Annotated in this window: 14 protein-coding genes and 1 pseudogene; 5 read left to right on the top strand and 10 right to left on the bottom strand. The window is 68.1% G+C overall.

Going from position 1 to position 16,578, the window contains the following annotated elements; translation table 11 throughout:
* Positions 1-10: 10 nt before the first annotated feature.
* The gene (gene dprA / locus VEC57_08780; protein HYB99217.1) at positions 11-1,180 is read right to left on the bottom strand and encodes a DNA-processing protein DprA; all 1,170 of its coding nucleotides are present in this window, start codon (positions 1,178-1,180) and stop codon (positions 11-13) included.
* A gap of 105 nt (positions 1,181-1,285) precedes the next feature.
* Between dprA and VEC57_08775 the strand changes: the two genes are divergently transcribed.
* The gene (locus tag VEC57_08775) at positions 1,286-1,816 is read left to right on the top strand and encodes a gamma-glutamylcyclotransferase (GenBank protein HYB99216.1); all 531 of its coding nucleotides are present in this window, start codon (positions 1,286-1,288) and stop codon (positions 1,814-1,816) included.
* Between the two features lie 20 nt (positions 1,817-1,836).
* Here VEC57_08775 and VEC57_08770 read toward each other — a convergent pair whose 3' ends face one another.
* From VEC57_08770 to VEC57_08750, 5 genes are all read right to left on the bottom strand, one after another.
* Positions 1,837-2,409, bottom strand: coding sequence for an aminodeoxychorismate/anthranilate synthase component II (locus VEC57_08770; GenBank protein ID HYB99215.1), 573 nt, complete (start codon positions 2,407-2,409; stop codon positions 1,837-1,839).
* A gap of 40 nt (positions 2,410-2,449) precedes the next feature.
* The gene (locus tag VEC57_08765) at positions 2,450-4,042 is read right to left on the bottom strand and encodes a YdiU family protein (protein ID HYB99214.1); all 1,593 of its coding nucleotides are present in this window, start codon (positions 4,040-4,042) and stop codon (positions 2,450-2,452) included.
* Positions 4,043-4,144: 102 nt separating this feature from the next.
* Positions 4,145-4,510: a YciI family protein gene (locus VEC57_08760; GenBank protein HYB99213.1), complete on the bottom strand. Its 366-nt coding sequence runs from the start codon at positions 4,508-4,510 to the stop codon at positions 4,145-4,147.
* A gap of 22 nt (positions 4,511-4,532) precedes the next feature.
* On the bottom strand, positions 4,533-4,829 hold the full coding sequence (locus VEC57_08755) for a MoaD/ThiS family protein (GenBank protein ID HYB99212.1): 297 nt from the start codon (positions 4,827-4,829) through the stop codon (positions 4,533-4,535).
* On the bottom strand, positions 4,826-5,941 hold the full coding sequence (locus VEC57_08750; protein HYB99211.1) for a hypothetical protein: 1,116 nt from the start codon (positions 5,939-5,941) through the stop codon (positions 4,826-4,828). Before VEC57_08750 ends, VEC57_08755 begins: the two co-directional genes overlap by 4 nt.
* 301 nt (positions 5,942-6,242) lie before the next feature.
* Between VEC57_08750 and VEC57_08745 the strand changes: the two genes are divergently transcribed.
* Both VEC57_08745 and VEC57_08740 read left to right on the top strand, forming a co-directional pair.
* Positions 6,243-6,632 carry a YciI family protein gene (locus tag VEC57_08745; protein ID HYB99210.1) on the top strand — a complete coding sequence of 130 codons (390 nt, stop codon included), beginning with the start codon at positions 6,243-6,245 and terminating at the stop codon, positions 6,630-6,632.
* Positions 6,610-7,875 carry an RNA polymerase sigma factor gene (locus VEC57_08740; protein HYB99209.1) on the top strand — a complete coding sequence of 422 codons (1,266 nt, stop codon included), beginning with the start codon at positions 6,610-6,612 and terminating at the stop codon, positions 7,873-7,875. The genes VEC57_08745 and VEC57_08740 overlap by 23 nt, the downstream gene beginning before the upstream one ends.
* A gap of 167 nt (positions 7,876-8,042) precedes the next feature.
* On the opposite strand, the gene VEC57_08735 is transcribed toward VEC57_08740, so the two are convergent.
* The gene (locus VEC57_08735) at positions 8,043-9,362 is read right to left on the bottom strand and encodes a pectin acetylesterase-family hydrolase (GenBank protein HYB99208.1); all 1,320 of its coding nucleotides are present in this window, start codon (positions 9,360-9,362) and stop codon (positions 8,043-8,045) included.
* A 278-nt stretch (positions 9,363-9,640) separates the two neighbouring features.
* On the opposite strand from VEC57_08735, the gene VEC57_08730 reads away from it, so the two are divergent.
* Complete coding sequence (locus VEC57_08730; protein ID HYB99207.1) at positions 9,641-10,357, top strand: hypothetical protein; 717 nt, start codon at positions 9,641-9,643, stop codon at positions 10,355-10,357.
* A gap of 20 nt (positions 10,358-10,377) precedes the next feature.
* On the opposite strand, the gene VEC57_08725 is transcribed toward VEC57_08730, so the two are convergent.
* A complete protein-coding gene (locus VEC57_08725) occupies positions 10,378-11,160 on the bottom strand; it encodes an ankyrin repeat domain-containing protein (protein ID HYB99206.1) in 783 nt (260 codons plus the stop codon).
* A gap of 149 nt (positions 11,161-11,309) precedes the next feature.
* Positions 11,310-13,859, bottom strand: a complete 2,550-nt coding sequence (locus tag VEC57_08720) for a hypothetical protein (protein HYB99205.1) — start codon at positions 13,857-13,859, stop codon at positions 11,310-11,312.
* 294 nt (positions 13,860-14,153) lie between these two features.
* Here VEC57_08720 and VEC57_08715 point away from each other — a divergent pair, with 294 nt between their 5' ends.
* A complete protein-coding gene (locus VEC57_08715) occupies positions 14,154-15,803 on the top strand; it encodes a YifB family Mg chelatase-like AAA ATPase (protein HYB99204.1) in 1,650 nt (549 codons plus the stop codon).
* Between the two features lie 643 nt (positions 15,804-16,446).
* Here the strand turns inward: VEC57_08715 and VEC57_08710 are convergent.
* A pseudogene (locus VEC57_08710) lies at positions 16,447-16,578 on the bottom strand (transposase).

Below are 16,578 nucleotides of genomic sequence, written 5' to 3'. Positions count from 1 at the left end.
GCTTCTTCTCTTAAGGATGACGTGAGGCGCCGAATGCCGCGCCGGGGAGGCTGAGGCCGGCCGCCAGAGGGCTGCACGAATAGGTGCCCGCCCATCCCCGCTCGACCAGCCCGTCCATTTCGAGCGCAGTTAACAACGCCAGAACTCGTCCGCCGTCAAGTGACGTGCCCTCGACGAGGCCATCGAGGTCCATGCCGCCGCGCTGCAGCATCGCCAGCAGCATACGGGCCTTCGCATCAGACAAGCTGGCGAAATCCTTAACATTCGGCGCCGGCTTTCGCGGCTGCGGGCGGGCCAGGTTGGAAAGTTCGCGAGTCGCCGCGAGGTCGGCTGCCTCAGTCAGGAGGTAGGACCCCTCCTGCGCCAGAGCGTTGGTGCCGCGCGAGCAGGGCGAATCGATCGGGCCGGGGACCGCGTACAGGTCGCGCCCCTGCGCCAGCGCGTGACGCGCGCTGGCAAGTGAGCCGCTGCGCTCGCCGGCTTCGACGACGACCGTGGCGCGCGCCAGCCCGGTGATGATGCGGTTGCGATACGGGAACATTCGCGGCACCGGCGCGCGCCCCGGCGGCTGCTCCGAGAGGACCCAGCCGCCATGGTCGGCGATGCTGCCTGCGAGCGAAGAATGTGCCGCCGGGTAGATGCGGTCCAGGCCGCCGGCGAGCACCGCCGCCGTCACGCCGCTCGTCATCGCGCCCCGGTGAGCGGCCGCATCGATGCCGCGGGCCAGACCGCTGACCACGACGATCCCGGCCGCCGCCACCTCGCGCGCCAGCGAGGTCGCGACGCGCAGGCCATAGGTGCTGCAGCGGCGCGAGCCGACGATGGCGACCGCCGCCCCGCACTGCACGGGCGGACGGCCGCGCCAGTACAGCACGAGCGGCGGATCGGGAATCTCACGCAGCAGCGGCGGATAATCGTCGGAGGCGAACGACGCGATGCCCAGGCCGAGACGCCGCGCCGACTCGAGCGCGCGCTCGCTCTCCTCCCATGCCGCCGCGAGCACCTCCTTGACGGGCCGCCGGGCGCCCGCCGCCGCCAACTCCTCGTCATCGGCGGCGAAGACGGCTAGCGCATCCCCGCCGAGCCCGGTGACGAGTTGCAGCCACGGCTGCGTTGCGCTCCATGCCGCCAGCCCCAGCGCCACCCACGCCCGCAGCGTCTCGTCTCCGCCTGCGCTCACCGCATTCGGTTAGAGCCCGGAGGCAGGCATGGTCAATGACGACGATGTCATGGGCGGTGCGATGCCGCGCTGGCATCGCGCGCGCCGCTGCGGCAGAGACGGCTCGTGGCGCTCGTCCGCTACTTCGCCTACGGCTCCAACATGCAGTCCCACACGCTGCGCGGCCGCCGCACCATCGAGCCGGCCTGCGCGACCGCGGCGTGTACGGAAGGTTGGCGCCTGGTGCTCGACAAGCCCAGCCTGATGATCGCGGAAGAAGGCATGGCCAACATCCTTCCCGACACGCAAAGCCGCGTCTGCGGAGTGCTTTACGAGATCTCCGAAGACGACCTCGCGCATCTGGATCTGACCGAAGGCGTCCTCATCGGCAACTACACACGCATCGAGATCATCGTGCGGCCCCTGCACGACAGCGAGGGCACCGGCGACGTCGCCGCCTTCACCTACGTGTCGCAGCGTCGTACGGAAGGGATTCTGCCGTCGGCGCGCTACATGGGGCTTCTCATCGACGGCGCTCTCGAGCACGGCCTGCCCGAGGCCTACATCGAGCACCTGCGCTCGTTCGCCACGAGGCCGGAGACGCCGGAGGCCGCACTGTGGCGCCCGGTTCTCGACCACGCGATGAAGCGAACCTGAGCGCGCTGCAGCGAAAAGCGTCAGCCCGGCAGCGAGCCGAGGAAGTTCGATAGCAGCTGTTTGCCTTCCACCGTCAGGATCGATTCGGGGTGGAACTGCACGCCTTCGACGGGCAGCGTCTTGTGACGCAGCCCCATGATCTCGCCTTCGCTGGTCCAGGCGCTGATCTCGAGGCAATCGGGCAGCGACTCGCGCTCCACGAGCAGCGAGTGGTAACGCGTGGCCGTGAACGGCTGCGAAAGGCCGCGAAAGATGCTGCGGCCGTCATGATGGATCGGGCTGGTCTTGCCGTGCATGAGCCGCGGCGCGCGGATCACGCGTCCGCCGAAGGCCTGCCCCATGCACTGGTGGCCGAGACAGACGCCGAGGATGGGGATCCTGCCGGCCAGCGCGGGGATGAGTTCGAGAGAGACGCGTGCCTCGTTGGGCGTGCACGGTCCCGGTGAGATGACGATGCCGGTGGGAGCCATCGTCTCGATGCCGGCGACGTCGATTGCGTCGTTGCGACGAACCTCCACCTCCGCGCCCAGCTCGCCCAGATACTGGACGAGGTTGTAGGTGAAGGAGTCGTAGTTATCGATCACCAGAAGCACGCGGCGATCCTAGGGGAAACCGCGTCGAGGTCCAGCGCCCTCACGAGCTGCACGAGAGCATCGAGCAGCCCGGCCGATGCCGCGCCCACTCCGGCCTCTTCTCCGCGAACTCCTCCTTGCCCGGCTGCTCGTCATACGGACGGCGCAGGACGTCGAGCATCTCGAGCACGAGAGAGCCGTCGCCCTTCTCCGCGCGATCGATGGCGAGCTGTGCCATGTAGTTGCGCAGCACGTACTTGGGATTGACGGCGTTCATGCCGGCGCGCCGCTCGGCGTCGGGGATGCGCTGCTGCAGCAGCCGGTCGAGGTAGCGGCGTAGCCATGCGGCCATGCGGCCGCGCGCCTCGTCGCCGATCTCTTCGGGCGAGTAATACGCATCGGACAACGGCGCGATGAGGCGCGCGTCGTCCTGCTGCAGCACGCCTTCGCTCGCCTCCAAGCCGGCGAGGCTGCGGTAGAAAATCGTCATGTCGGTCTCCACGAGCTGGAGCACGGAGAGCAGATCCTCGGCCAGGGTGTCGTCATCGTCGAGCGGGGCCAGGCCGATCTTGCGGTAGAGCATCTGCCGGTACTGCCGCTCCAGATCGGCGGCGCTCGCGCGCAGGATGCTCTCGAGCTCGCCGGCGCCGCCGGTCAGCGGCAGCAGGGAGCTGGCGAATCGGGCCAGGTTCCACACGGCGATGCCGGGCTGGTTGGCATAGCGGTAGCGCCGCCCCTCGGCGTCGGTGGTGTTCGGCGTCCAGTGCGGATCGTAGGGCTCGAGCCATCCGTACGGGCCGTAATCGATGGTCAGCCCGAGCACGGACATGTTGTCGGTGTTCATCACGCCGTGGACGAAACCGACTCGCATCCAGTGTGTGATCATGACGGCGGTGCGGCGGCAGACTTCCTCGAACCAGCGCAGGTACGTGTCCACGCCCGGCTGCCCGAGCTCGGGGAAATGCATGCGCAAGGTGTAGTCGGCCAGGCGCCGGAGCGTCTCGGTGTCGCGCCGCGACGCGAAGATCTCGTAGTTGCCGAAGCGCAGGAACGAGGGTGCGACGCGGCAGATCACCGCTCCCGGCTCGCCCTGCGGATGGCCGTCGTAGAACATGTCGCGCACGACGATGTCGCCGGTCTCCACCAGGCACAGCGCACGCGTGGTCGGAACGCCCAGATGATGCATCGCTTCGCTGCACAGGAACTCGCGCACCGACGAGCGCATGACGGCCCGTCCGTCGGCGGTGCGCGAGTACGGCGTGGGTCCTGCGCCCTTGAGCTGCAGCTCCAGGCGCTGCCCCTGGGCGCCTATCGCTTCGCCGAGGGTGATCGCGCGGCCGTCGCCGAGCTGGCCGGCCCAGGTTCCGAATTGATGGCCGCCGTAGCAGGCCGCGTACGGGTCCATGCCCGGCAGCAGCCGGTTGCCGCCGAAGACCTCCGCGAACATCTCGCTGCGGCAGTCCTCGAGCGTCAGGCCGAGCATCTCGGCCACTTCGCGCGAGCAGGCGATGGTGCGCGGCCGCGCCACGGGCGTCGGCTGGACGCGCGAGTAGCACGCGCCCAGCACCTGCCTGCGCGCGTTCGTCGTTTCCGGGTCGGCGGGCAGGTCGCGAACGAAGGTGTTGTCGAACCGCAGTTGCTCCAGAGCGTTCACGTTACCGATGGCATCACGAGCCGGCGCTCAGTGCCACGCCCCGGCGCGCGTTCCGGTCCTGAAGAGGCAGATCTGCGGGCGCCTCGGGGGCGGACGCGAGGATCAGGCGGCGGCGACCGACGGCAGCCCGGGGATCTCGATGACCGGTCGCACCTCGATCGTGCCCTTCTTTGCCATCGGTAGTTGGGCCGCCACCGCCAGCGCCGCATCCAGGTCGGTGGCGTCGATGAGGAAGAACCCTCCCAGCTGCTCGCGCGTCTCGGCGAAGGGGCCATCGGTGACCACGCGCTTGCCGTCGCGCACGCGCAGGCTCGTGGCCAGTGCGGTCGGCTGCAGGGGGGCCGTTGCGATGAACTGTCCCGCCGAGTGCAGCTTGCGCGCCAGCGCCGCCGACTCCTCGTAGCACTGCTCGCGCTCGTCCTGGGTGAGCGCATTCTCGTCGCCATAGATCAGAAGCATGTATTTCATCGTAGGTCCTCGCCGGCCTGGATCATCCGCCGGCCATTGCTCCGACGATCAGCAGCGGCTCGCGTCCGCTCGCAACGGCCGCGGGCAACACCGTATCGGGCGGCTCGTGCGACAGGTCCTGCTCGCACGCGAAGAACCGCACGAACGCGCGCCGCTGCCCGCCGCCGTGGCCGCGGATGGTTCCTCGCAGCACCGGATACTGCTCCTCCAGCGCATCGAGCACGGCACGCAGCGTGACGTCGCCGCGCACCTCGACGCCAACCTCACGTCCGACGCGGGCCAGCGTGCGAAGATGCTGCGGCAGCACGACGCGGATCATGGCAGCGTCTGCACCTCCACCGACAGGACCGCCGGCAGGTCGCGCACGATCGCGTTCCACGAATCGCCCTCGTCGGCCGACGCATAGACCTGGCCGCCGGTGGTGCCGAAGTAGATGCCGCAACGGTCGAGCGAATCCACGGCCATCGCATCGCGCAGCACGTTCACGTAGCAGTCCTTCTGCGGCAGTCCCTTGGTCAGGGCTTCCCATTCGTTGCCGCCGCTGCGGCTGCGGTAGACGCGCAGGCGGCCATCGGGCGGAAAGTGCTCGGAGTCGCTCTTGATGGGCACCACGTAGACGGTGTCGGGCTCGTGCGCATGCACGTCGATGGGGAATCCGAAGTCGGAAGGCAGGTTTCCGCTGACCTCGCGCCACGAGTCGCCGCCGTCGTCGCTGCGCATGACGTCCCAGTGCTTCTGCATGAACAGCACGTTCGGCCGCGACGGGTGCATCGTGATGTGGTGGACGCAGTGACCGACCTCGGCCGTGGGATCGGGGATCCCCTCCGAAACCAGCCCGCGGTTGATCGGCTGCCAGCTCTCGCCGCCGTCGTCGGTGCGGAATGCACCGGCCGACGAGATCGCGATGAACATCCGCTGCCGGTTGGTCGGGTCCAGAATGATGGTGTGCAGGCACATGCCGCCGGCGCCCGGCTGCCAGTGCGGGCCCGAGCCATGCTTGCGCAGCCCCGACATCTCGCTCCAGGTGCGGCCGCCGTCGGTGGTGCGGAACAGCGCCGCGTCCTCCACGCCCGCGTAGACGATGTCCGGATCCGACAGCGAAGGCTCCAGATGCCAGACGCGCGCGAACTCCCAGGGATGCGGCGTGCCGTCGTACCATTGGTGCGTCCCGGGAACGCCATCGTACTTGAACTCGTTGCCCATCGGCTCCCAGGTCCTGCCGCCGTCGTCGGAGCGCTGGACGACCTGCCCGAACCAGCCGCTGGTCTGCGAGGCATAGATGCGGTTGGGGTCGACGGGCGAGCCCTTCACATGAAAGATCTCCCAGCCGGCGAAATGCGGGCCGCTGACCTCCCAGCTCTGCCGTTTCCCGTCGGACGTCAGCACGAAGGCTCCCTTGCGCGTCCCCACCAGTACTCGTACTCCGCTCATTCCGTCCTCCTTCTCCTGATCGTGCGCTCGAGCAAGTGTCGATGCTTGCGGCCGAGGCCGAAGAGGCGCGGCCGCGGGCGTGTCCACGGCGGACACGAAGCGCGAAGCGCGGCGCGGTCCGCCGCAGACACGCCCGCGGCCCCGCCGGAAATCGATCCGGGCTTGCCTTGCTGCCCCTGGTCGTCGCGGCGGCCGTGGATCGACAATCCTTTGCGAAAAAAATCCGGCGCTGTCGATCCCGGCTCCTCTGCCGCGACCACCAGTGCGCGAGGCGGGAGCGCCCGCAAGGAGACGAGGCACGATGAAATACCTCTGCATGATCTACTGCGACGAACGCGCATTGGACGCCCTGCCCCGCTCCGAGTACGAGAGGCTGGTGGCCGAGGCGCTGGCCTACGACGAGGAGCTACGGCGGGGCGGGCACTTCGTGATGGGTCAGGCGCTGGAGCGATCGCACGCGGCGGCCACTCTGCGCGTGCGCAGCAGCAGCGTGGCCACCACCGACGGCCCCTTCGCCGAGACCAAGGAGCAGCTGGGAGGCTTCATTCTCGTCGAGGCCCGCGATCTGAATGAAGCGATTCAGCTCGCCTCCCGCATTCCGCCCGCGCGCTTTGGCGCCGTCGAGGTGCGGCCGGTACGGGACCTCGCGCGGCCGCATGCAGAGGGCGATGGCATCGAATCCGGGCAATGAGGAAACGGCGCAACGAGCGCGCGACAGGGTCGAGGAGATCTATCGCCGCGAGTCGCGGCGCGTGCTGGCCACCCTCATCCGTCTGCTCGGCGATTTCGATCTGGCCGAAGAGGCGCTGCACGAGGCATTCATGGCGGCCGCCGAGCGCTGGCCGCGCGACGGCGAGCCCGACAACCCGCGGGCATGGCTCGTCTCGACCGGCCGCTTCAAGGCCATCGACACGTTGAGGCGACGCGCGCGCTTCCAGGCCAGTCTCGGCGAGATCGCCGAGCGCCTGGGCGCCGACGCCGACGAAGCTCCAGCCGACGACGAAGGGCTCGACGACGACCGCCTGCGGCTGATCTTCACGTGCTGCCATCCGGCGCTTCCGCCGCCGGCGCAGGTCGCCCTGACGCTGCGCGAAGTATGCGGGCTGACCACCGAAGAGATCGCGCGCGCGTTTCTGACCGCCGCGCCCACGGTGGCTCAGCGCATCGTGCGGGCCAAGGCCAAGATTCGCGACGCTCGCATCCCCTACCAGGTTCCCGCGCGCGCCGAGCTCGCCGAGCGCCTCGACGCCGTCCTGCAGGTCATCTACCTCGTGTTCAACGAGGGCTATTCGGCATCTTCCGGAGCCTCGCTGACGCGCGCCGATCTGTCGGGCGAGGCCATTCGCCTGGGCCGGCTGCTCATCGAGCTACTGCCGGAGCCGGAGGCGATGGGGCTGCTGGCGCTGATGCTGCTGCACGAGTCCCGGCGCGAGGCGCGAGCCTCGGCCGCCGGAGAGGTGATCCTGCTCGACGATCAGGACCGAACGCTATGGAACCGTGCGCTCATCGCCGAAGGGATGGCGCTGGTGGAGCGGGCGATGGGCTCGCGACGCTTCGGCCCCTACACGCTGCAGGCGGCCATTGCCGCGGTGCACGCGCAGGCCTCGACCCCCGAGGCCACCGACTGGGCGCAGATCGTCGGGCTTTACGACGTGCTCGCGCGCGTGGAGCCGTCGCCGGTCATCGAGCTCAATCGCGCGGTGGCCGTCGCCATGCGCGACGGCCCGGAGGCGGGGCTCGAGCTCATCGACGAGATTCTTCGGCGCGGCGAACTGGCCGATTATCACTTCGCGCATGCCGCCCGCGCCGATCTGTGCCGGCGTCTCGGGCGCACGCGCGAAGCGCGCGCCAGCTACGAGCGGGCTTTGGAGCTTGCGCGACAGGAGCCGGAGAAGCGTTTTCTGGAACGGCGGCTCGCCGAGCTGCCTGCATGAACGTCCATGGCATGACCGGGCGCGGTCGTACGCTGTCGCCGAAAACGTACGACGCCGCATGCCCGGACCGGCGTCTTTTGGGCCAGCGGTCGGCACAAAAAAGCAGGGGCCCCTTTCGGAGCCCCTGCCGAAAAGCGCCGCTCGGAGAACGGCGCGAAAGCTGCCGCTCAGAGCGCGGCGCTGATCAGGTCGTTGAGGATGACCATGCCCGGATCCTCGTTGTTGTAGTAGTTCTCGGTCTCCTTGATGCGGCTGCGCGTGCCGTTGATGACCCACTGGTCGAAGAAGGTCTCGAACGGCTTGAACGTGCCCGTGCATTTCCAGCTCTGCCAGGGTTCGAGCACGTATTCGTACCAGTACTTCTTCCGGATCGACGAGCACGCGTGGCTGCCCACGAACGTGATGATCGAGGAGCAGTGGCTGTCGTTGAGCGGGCGGTGCCAGGGCATGTGCCAGCTGAAATTGGCGTACTGGCTCATCACGTTGACGAGGTTGTTGGAGTCGGTGCGCCAGTACGACAGCACGGTGGCCTGCGTGATGCCCGGGTAGAACCTCTCGTAGGAGAAGCGCGAGAAATTGTAGTCGCTCATGTAGCCGGTGTAGGCGTGCTGATCGGTCGGGAACTCGGTGGCCAGCGCGCGGGTGGCGGTACCGATGTCGCTGGGAGTGAAGCTGGCTGGGAACGTCGGATAGACCGTTGCCAGATTCCACGAGACCTCGATCTTGCGGTGCAGCAGCCAGCTCTTGTAGCTCGAGTTGGGAGCAGGGAAGAGAGGGCCCGAGTCGTTCAGCGAATAGCCCTTGACCGTCGGCCGCAACGTGCGGCGCATGACGAAGTACTGGGTTGCGGTTCCCACGCCGCCGGCGCTGAAACCGGTGACGAGCAGCTTGCCGATGGACGGGAAGCGGCCGCGCAGGAAGTTGGCCGCGGCCACCGTGTTGTTGTAGCCGGCGTGCCGCCAGACCAGCGGCGGGTTGGCGCCGGTCGGATCGTAGTAGGTCGCGGTCGCGTTGCCGGTATGCACGTCACCGGTGCAGTACGGCATGTAGACCATGTCCCAGCCGTTGGTTGCGATGTTTCTCTTGGCGCGGAACGGCAGCCCCGGATCGGCGCCGTTGACGATCGGCGACACGTAGCGCGGCGCCATGCCGTCGATGTAGTTGTCGGGAAGCCCGTTGGCGTTGGATGCGCCAAGGACGCCGGCGCGGCCGCTGCACGTGTCATAGTCCCAGCAGGCGCCGCCGCCTTCGAACATGACGACCATGTTGTTGGACGTCGGAGAGTCGTAGTACCAGAACTTGTACTGCGATCCGTTGCCGCAAACCGTGCCCGGTAACGCTACCCTCTGCCAGTTGTAGCTGTTGCCGCCGTCGACCGCGATGTCGACGATCAGCTCCATCTGTGCCAGCGCAGTGCTGGCCGGAAGGAGTGCGGCTGCCGCGAAGGCCAGCACGATACGCCGCAACCTGGTTCGGTCCTTATGCATCACTTACCCTCCTGTTCGGAAAAACGGCCTGCGGTGGATTCCCCTGAGCGGTGAGGCCGAGCGTTCATCGTTACGCTGCCGGAGCGGATAGAACAAGATCTACGCGATGCGCATCGCCGCACACGACGACGTGTCCGCGTAGCAGCCAGACAGCTCGCTGCCGTCACCGGGAATGAATGCGTACGCTCATGTCAGTGCAGTGCGTCGTAGGTCGAGGCGGTGCTGCGCATGGAGAGGCGCCTCTGGCCTGCGACGCCGACGCGATGTACGGTTCTCCGATGCAAGATCGATCGATCCGGCCGGTTGTTTGGCTCGCCGTCATCGGCGGGCTGACGGCGCTTGCGCTCGTGCTCACACTTTTGGCCCGGCAGAAGCCATCGGCTCCCGACAACAGTGTAACGACGGCCAAGCCGCAATCATCGGAGACGCCTTCGCAACGAAAGCGCGAGCCTGGCCCGCGCCTTCGCGGGCCCTCCGATCCTTCACCGGAAGGTGCGGCAACGGCGCAGGCACCGGCCGTCGAGCCGCCCCCGTACATCGATGGATGGCTCTACGGCGATCTCGACCTGCGCGAGGTCCAGCTGGTGATGCCCGACAATCTCTACTGGGAGCTGGCCTCGCCGACCAAGGACGAGGCCGTCCTGGAAGCGCGGGCCAAGGAAAAGGCGCGTCGCAATGAAGAGTACGGCCGCGTCCTCGCGGGCGATGCCAACGAGGAGGAGGTCCATGCCTACTACGACTACCGCGAGCGCCTTTCCACCGATTTCCTCGAGTTCGCCGACTACGTGAAGCGCCGCTTCGGCGACAAGGTCGACGAGCGCTTTGCGGGCATGCTCGACCTGGCGATCAAGCTGCACACCGCGCGCCTGGCGCAGATCCCGAACGACCGCCAGATGTCGATCGAGCACAGCCGCCAGCGCGCCAGGGCGCGTGAAGAGTGGCAACGCCAGCAGGCCGAGTTCGGCGATGCGCCGAGCGGCCACGAGCCTGGCTGAACGAGCCGCCCTTTGCTGCGTTACTTGCCGGCCCGGATCTCGGGCATGCTCCGGCAGAACGTCGACGTGTCCAGCGCGCGCTCCCTGGCCGTGCGGCCTTCCTGGTCGCGCAGTGCCGGGTCCGCCCCGCGCTCGTACAGCAGCCGCGCCACCTCGTCCTGTCCCTTGGTGCACGCGCCGATCAGCGGCGTGTCGTCGAAGTTGTCCCGTGCATCGATTTCGGCGCCGGCTGCAAGCAAGCGCTCCACCGTCGCCTTGTCGCCCGAAAGGGCGGCGTTCATGAGCGCCGTCTGCCCCTGCCAGTCCTTGCGCTTCACGTCGGCGCCCTGGTCGATGAGATACGCGACCATGGCGGCATCGCCGTTTCCTGCCGCATAGGACAGCGCGGTGCGAGACTGGTTGTCCGGCTCGTCCACCGGCAATCCCTTGGATTGCAGGAACTTGACCAGCTCCAGGTCGCGCGAGGTCATGGCAGCCAGCAGCAGCGCCGAGCGCCCGAAGCTGTCCCTGACCTTCACATCCACGCCCTTGTCGATGCAGGTGCGCACCATCGCCATGTCACCGCGTGCGGCTGCGTCCAGGTAGCGGTCCTCAAGACGGAAGGCGGCCGGCGCCGGCGCCCCGCGCTTGGGCAGCAGCCCCGACGGCGGAGAGACCTCGGCCGGTGCCGCTGGCGGCGGGGGAGCCTCCGGCACGGCGGCATCGGTCGACCTTGCAGCCGCATCGACGATGGCGGCCGAGACCATAAATGAGAGAGCTGCCGCGGCGGCAAGCGCGTGCGCCGAGGAGGTGGGCTGATTCATCGGGTGTGAGCTGCTCCCACGGTTTTGCGGCACGTCAGCACCGCAGCACGCTCATACCAGTGCGGATTGCGGATCGAAGTGCCCCAACGAAAGACGGCCCGCTCCGTTGCCGGAGCGGGCCGTCGATCGCTTCGATGCTGGGCGTCGAGCTACTGCGCCTTGCAGGCAGCTCCGCCGCAGACGTCCACGACCATGCCGTTGTTCTTGAGGAACTCCGATTTCTGGATGCGCGCGTCCGGATCGCTGCGCGGGCACGAGTGCGGATCGCCGTTGGCGTCGCTGGTGCACGCTTCCAGGACGGCCCACTCCGGGTCCGACGGCGTGATGGCCTCGGGCGGAACGTTGCCGGTCGGCGGCGCCGGATTGCCGCTGTCCCAGATCACCACCGCCGAGCCGTCGAACGGATAGGCGGGAATGGGCGTGATGTCGTAGTACGGCGTCACGTCCGGGAGCGGCTTGGCGGGATCGACGACCGGCGTGTGGATGGAGGCGCCGTTGCTGCGCGCCGCCACTTCCACCGTCAGCGGCGCCACCTGATGATCGCCGAACGCGACCTGGTACAGGATCTTCTTGGGCGGCGTGTTCTCGTACGTATCCGAGAGCACGTGCTTGACGTGGCCGCTCGGATCGGTGCGGTCCCACACAAGCTGTGCCGCCGACAGCAGCAGGTTGCGATCGGCGGAGCTGGGATAGGAGTCGGTCAGCAGCAAGTCGAACGAGTCGAAGTCCACGCTGCGGTTGAGCAGCGTGCTGTAGTTCATGCCGGGCACGCCGAGCGAGAACCGCGTCACGTCCTGCGCGATGGCCGCCAGCACGCCACCGAGAATGCCGCCCTGGCTGTTGCCGTCATAGAACAACCCGCTCGGATCGATGACCGACTCGCCGCCCACCTGGAAGGCCGAGTGGCTGGCGAAGCCCTGGGCATGGATCATCAGACGGCCGAGGAACAGGAAGTTGAGCATTCCCTGATGCTGCCGATCGATGAAGGAGGGGAAGTTGCTGAAATCCGCCAGCACCTTGAGCACGACCGACAGATCGTCGCCCGCAAACCCCATCCAGTCGGTGGCGCAGAAGACGAGGTTGTGCTCGCTGGCGAACGCGCGAACGTTGCCCGCGGTAACCTCGGTATGGCTGCCGAGCAGGCCATGACCGTACAGCGAGGCGCGCGCAGGCACCGCCGGAGCGGCGCCACCGGTAGTGGCCGCGTAGGGGATGATGCAGCGGAACTTGGCCGTGACGACGTCGTCGGCGTACGGCGTTCCGAATGCGTCCCTGCGCAGCGGCGAGCCGACGCGGCTGGTTTGGGTGAGGTTCGGATTCAGGATGTACGAGGGCACCTGGAAGGTACCGTCGATGCGACGGAAGATCTGCGCGTCCAGCGGCTCGGTCACCGAGGTGACGGTGAAGGAAGGCGCGTCGGTCCCTAGCGTGGCGAAGGCATCGTCGCGCATCTCGAGCAGAGAGCCGGCCGTGCTGTCCTCGCTCTGCGTCGTGAAGTCCCACGCCAGGTACAACTCGTCGCGCTCGATGCCGGCGCTCTCGAGCGTCGTGAAGATCTCCTCCATGTGCGGGCGGCGCAGTTCCACCGCCAGAATGTCCGTGGGCGTGTTGTCGCGATACAGCGCAAAGCCCGCGCTCGGGCTCAAAACGTTGCCGGCCGAGTCCTTCATGTTGCGCATGGCCACGATGTAGCGGTGCGAGTTCTTCAGGTTGCGGCCGACGCGAATGATGATCGGCTGGTCGGCCGCCGTGGCGCCGCGAAGATCGCGCTCGACCCACAGCAGCTGCTTCTCACCGGTTTCGGCGTCGATGAGGACGACCGGCGCATCGGCATCGAGCGAGCGCGCGAGGTCGGTCAGCGGCGCCGCGCCGGTCATCGTCAGATCGATAGACGGATCGTTCATCAGCAGCATGGGGCCGACGCTGAAGCCGTCGTGACGGTTCCATCCCGTTGTGACGATGGGGCGGCCCAGACGATGGGCCGGCAACACGTCACGGCCGATGGCGACCTGGCGGCCGGAGGGCGTGCCCGCGCCCGGCACCGAGAAATGATCGCTTGGGAAAGGGAAGGCGCAGCGGCTCGTATCGAGCGGATCGCACGGCGAGGCCACTGCCGACGGAACCTGGTCGGTGGCGGCAGCGACGTAGCTGGCGGCATCCGTGCCGTGGATGCTGGTGAAGTCGTCGCACTTGTCGTCGATCTTGGTTGCGGTCGCCGTCGCCAGCGCGGCGATGGCGGCGTCCGTCGCTTCGCCGGTGCAGTCGCCGCCTATGCACTTGGCGTGCACGCCGAGCGCGGCGCTCAGATACTTGGCGGCTTCCTTGGCTGCTCCGAGCAGGCACTTCTTGCCGTCATCGTCCGCGTTCGCATACAGCGACCCGTCGTGGCCGAACGTACGCGAGGCCACGGCCTTGCCCTGGATCACGCAGGTGTCGCCGAAGTTGTTGGCGAGTGCGTTGGGGCTCAGCGGTCCATAGCCCGCTGCATCGACCTCGGTCGCATCGGCGCACTTGGCGCGAATGACCTTGGCCGCGCCCTGGCCGGCGCCGGCAATCTTGTCATCGTTCTCGAAGCACGGCGCGCCGGTAAGCTTGTAGCACTTGGCGTGCGTTCCGGCCGCTTTCTTGACGCACTTGGCCACCGACTTGACGACGGCCTGCGCGCACAACTCGCCGGCGGCGTCGGCGCCTGCCGGCATGGTCCCAAGCAGGCACGCGGCCGTCAGGACGGAAAAAAACGAAGGTCTCCCCACGAGTTGGAATGCCATGAATCTCCCCTGGTGATTGGCGAGGCCCCCAGGCCTCGCCGGTTGGAATGCAGCGGCCGACTATGCCCTCAGGAGCCGGGCTAAAGCCAGAGCAGAAAAGGGCTTTCGGTGTGCGGCCGCACGGCAGCGGCGTGGCCGTTTCGGCGGCCGACGGTTTGGCAGCCGGCGCACACCGCCGCCCGCTCGCGCACGGCCCGTGGCCCCGCGATTCATTCGCGACCGGCATTGCGCGGGCATTCGGGTGCGCGCGATGAAGACACCGTGTACGCCGCCACCACGACCGCCGCTCATCACGGCGTCGACAGCTTCCTCGTGCGCGTCGAGGCGCGCATCACCACGGGCAGCCTGCCGCAGTTCATCATCGTGGGGCTGCCCGATGCCGCCGTTCGCGAAGGCGCCGAGCGTGTCCGCGCGGCGATCCGCGCCACTACCGGAGCCTTCCCGCAGGGCCGCTGCGTCGTGAACCTGTCGCCGGCGTGGCGGCGCAAGGCAGGCTCGGCGTTCGACCTGGCCATCGCCATGGCGATCCTGGCGGCGGACAAGAAGTGTCCGGCTTCCGCGCTGGCGCGCAGCGTCTTCATCGGCGAGCTCGGCCTGAACGGCGGGCTGCGCCGAATCAGCGGCAGCCTGCCCGCCGCCATCGCCGCCGGACGTGCCGGCCGCGAGCGCCTGGTGCTGCCGTCGGCAAACGCGCACGAGGCCAGCGTCGCAGCCAGCATCGATATCCTGGCCGCGCGCGACCTGGCGCATGCGCTGCGACTGGCCAGCACCGGCTATCGCGAAGCGCCCGTCCGCACCGACGCCGCCGATCTGCTCGCGAGCTCGCGCGGCCGCGATGCCAACATCGACCTGTCGGACGTGCGCGGGCTGGTCATGCCGAGGCGCGCCCTCGAGATCGCCGCGGCGGGCGGCCACCCGTTGCTGATGTGCGGGCCGCCGGGCGCCGGCAAGACCATGCTCGCGCGCCGGCTGCCCACTCTTCTTCCGCCGCTGACCGTCGAGGAAGCCATCGAGACCACGTCGGTCTACAGCGTTGCCGGGCTGTCGGCCGAGACGCCGCTCGTGACCGAGCGTCCGTTTCGCGCGCCGCACCATACGACTTCGGGCGCGGGACTGGTCGGCGGCGGCTCCTTCCCGGTTCCGGGCGAGATCAGTCTGGCGCACAACGGCGTGCTGTTCCTCGATGAGCTGCCCGAGTTCTCGCCGGTCGTGCTCAACCAGCTTCGCGAGCCGCTCGAGGACAAGCGGCTGACGATCAGCCGCGCCGGCGCCAAGGTGACGTTCCCCGCGCGGTTTCTTCTGGTCGCAGCGATGAATCCTTGTCCTTGCGGCTACTGGCAGACCGGCGTGCGCGAGTGCCGCTGCGCCGACAGCGCAGTGATGCGCTATCGCGGACGGCTCTCCGGGCCGCTGCTGGACCGCATCGATCTGCACGTGGCGGTGCCGAGCACCGACTACGGCGAGCTGCGGCGGCGGCAGGGCGGGGAAAGCTCATCGGTTGTACGTGAGCGCGTGCTGGCGGCGATCGAGCATCGCAGGCGCGCAGGCGTGCTCGAGGTGACCGACGCCGCGCGCCTGCAGCTCGAAGAGGCGGCGGGGCGCTTTGCGATGTCGGCGCGTGCCATCGAGCGGTGCCTGGCGGTGGCGCGCACGATTGCGCATCTCGCGCTGGCCGAACGGGTCGGCGATGAGCATGCTGCCGAGGCGGTCCAGTACCGCACCAGCCTGGAGGCATCGCCCTCGTCGACTGTGCTACGCGAGGCCGCAGCGATCCCGAGTGCGAGCGCTGGCCAGCATGTCAACGCCGTGCCGCGGAAACTCCGGCGCGGCGCTGCCTCCAGGCCGCGCACGACATCCGGAGGTTGCGCATCGTGACCGGGCGTGAACTCGTGTGCAGGTTCTTCCGAGGTTGCTGGCGGTGACCGAAGTTTCAGGCCCTTGCCTTCCATCCGGACCTCGGTCGGCCATTTCTTCGTTCGGTACTCCCCAGGGCATAGCCTCGTTATAGGAGCGTCGAGTTCGGTTCGACTCGCGCTGAGGAAGCTTATGAATACTTGAACCGCCCCGGTTTCTCCGGAGACTCTGGTAGTTGAGTACCGCCGACATGACGGCGCTGTTTTGCAGACCGTAGTAGGCCTGCTCGAATTCCGCCGGCGGAACGTAGTTGACGGGGCCGGCGCCGGTCGACTCGACGTACTGCGTGATTGCCTCGGCCATGCCGGCGGCGCGCTGCGGCTGATCGGCGCGTCCGTCCCTGGCGCCGGCGGCTTGCCGGGCCAAGTGGTAGCGGACGGTGCTCTCGGAGACGCCCAGCAGCCGCGCGATCTGCCGGCTACCCGTCCCCAACTCTGCCAGATGCCTCATTGTCACCCTCGCATCAACGCCCAGCTTCACCGCCCGACCACCTCCCGCTGATGCGGGAATCTGGCCGGAAGCCGCCGCGGCGTCAGGTCAGAGGGTGCGCGAAACTGGCTGTCGCCTTACGACGAGGATGGCGTGTCGCGCCACACCAATCGTCGCTGAGTTCCTGCACCTCAGCGACAGAACCGAACAGGTAAGCGTCGAGCACTTCCTGGCGGAAGCTGCGGTTGAACCGCTCCACGAACGCATTCTGATCGGGCTTGCCGGGTTGGATGTAGCGAATCTGGAT

Source organism: Candidatus Limnocylindrales bacterium, assembly GCA_035626395.1.
Taxonomy (GTDB): domain Bacteria; phylum Desulfobacterota; class Binatia; order UBA1149; family CAITLU01; genus DASPNH01.
This window is presented reverse-complemented; position numbering and strand designations above follow the sequence as displayed.

Coding starts and splice junctions, on each gene's coding strand:
- VEC57_08760 (HYB99213.1), bottom strand. CDS start 4,510: ATGAAATACATGCTTCTGATCTATGGCGACGAGAATGCGCTCACCCAG.
- VEC57_08755 (HYB99212.1), bottom strand. CDS start 4,829: ATGATCCGCGTCGTGCTGCCGCAGCATCTTCGCACGCTGGCCCGCGTC.
- VEC57_08750 (HYB99211.1), bottom strand. CDS start 5,941: ATGAGCGGAGTACGAGTACTGGTGGGGACGCGCAAGGGAGCCTTCGTG.
- VEC57_08745 (HYB99210.1), top strand. CDS start 6,243: ATGAAATACCTCTGCATGATCTACTGCGACGAACGCGCATTGGACGCC.
- VEC57_08740 (HYB99209.1), top strand. CDS start 6,610: ATGGCATCGAATCCGGGCAATGAGGAAACGGCGCAACGAGCGCGCGAC.
- VEC57_08735 (HYB99208.1), bottom strand. CDS start 9,362: ATGCATAAGGACCGAACCAGGTTGCGGCGTATCGTGCTGGCCTTCGCG.
- VEC57_08730 (HYB99207.1), top strand. CDS start 9,641: ATGCAAGATCGATCGATCCGGCCGGTTGTTTGGCTCGCCGTCATCGGC.
- VEC57_08725 (HYB99206.1), bottom strand. CDS start 11,160: ATGAATCAGCCCACCTCCTCGGCGCACGCGCTTGCCGCCGCGGCAGCT.
- VEC57_08720 (HYB99205.1), bottom strand. CDS start 13,859: ATGCCGGCAGGCGCCGACGCCGCCGGCGAGTTGTGCGCGCAGGCCGTC.